Raw genomic sequence first — 1,218 nt, 5'->3', positions numbered from 1 at the left:
GGCAACCCGGCTTACCAGCACCTGGGTGCCGGTCAGACCACGACGCTGGATGTGCCGTTTACCGTCACTGACAAGGCAGGGTTGACCAGCACGTCGACGCTGACCATCACCGTGACCGGCACCAACGACGCACCTGTTGCAGCCATCAGTACCGGTACGGCTGTCGAAGATGCCAAGGCCACCGGCCAACTCCAGGCGTCCGACATCGATGACAACGATGTACTGTCGTACACCGTCAACGATGCCGACAAGCCTGCGGGCTTCAGCGTCGATGCTTCTGGCAAATGGACACTGGACGCCGGCAACCCGGCTTATCAGCACCTGGCGGCCGGCCAGACCACAACGCTGGACGTGCCGTTTACTGTCACTGACAAGGCAGGGTTGACCAGCACCTCGACTCTGACCATCACCGTCACCGGCACCAACGACGCACCTGTTGCCGCTGTCAGCACCGGTACGGCCGTCGAGGATGCCAAGGCCACCGGCCAACTCCAAGCCTCCGACATTGACGACAACGATGTACTGTCGTACACCGTCAATGACGCCGACAAGCCAGCAGGTTTCAGCGTCGATGCCTCGGGCAAATGGACACTGGACGCCGGCAACCCGGCTTACCAGCACCTGGGCGCCGGTCAGACCACAACGCTGGACGTGCCGTTTACCGTCACCGACAAGGCAGGTCTCACCAGCACATCGACCCTGACCATCACCGTCACCGGCACCAACGACGCACCTGTTGCAGCCGTCAGCACCGGTACAGCCGTCGAAGACGCCAAAGCCACCGGCCAACTCCAGGCGTCCGATATCGACGACAACGACGTACTGTCGTACACCGTCAACGATGCCGACAAGCCAGCTGGCTTCAGTGTCGATGCTTCCGGCAAGTGGACACTGGACGCCGGCAACCCGGCTTACCAGCACCTGGGCGCCGGTCAGACCACGACGCTGGACGTGCCGTTTACCGTCACTGACAAAGCGGGCCTGACCAGCACGTCGACGCTGACCATCACTGTCACTGGCACTAACGACGCACCTGTTGCAGCCGTCAGCACCGGTACAGCCGTCGAGGACTCCAAAGCGACTGGCCAACTCCAGGCCTCCGATATCGACGACAACGACGTGTTGACCTACACCGTCAACGATGCCGACAAACCGGCAGGCTTCACTGTCGATGCCTCGGGCAAGTGGACACTGGACGCCGGCAACCCGGCTTACCAG

1 protein-coding gene is annotated in these 1,218 nt (G+C 62.2%); it reads left to right on the top strand.

Going from position 1 to position 1,218, the window contains the following annotated elements:
* On the top strand, nt 1-1,218 hold a 1,218-nt coding region (locus tag BMY73_RS27720; RefSeq protein ID WP_218190176.1), incomplete at both ends, for a VCBS domain-containing protein.

Source organism: Pseudomonas sp. NFACC02 (assembly GCF_900110765.1).
Lineage (GTDB): Bacteria > Pseudomonadota > Gammaproteobacteria > Pseudomonadales > Pseudomonadaceae > Aquipseudomonas.
Note: the sequence above shows the minus strand (reverse complement) of the source record. Positions and strands in the feature narration are given on the sequence as shown.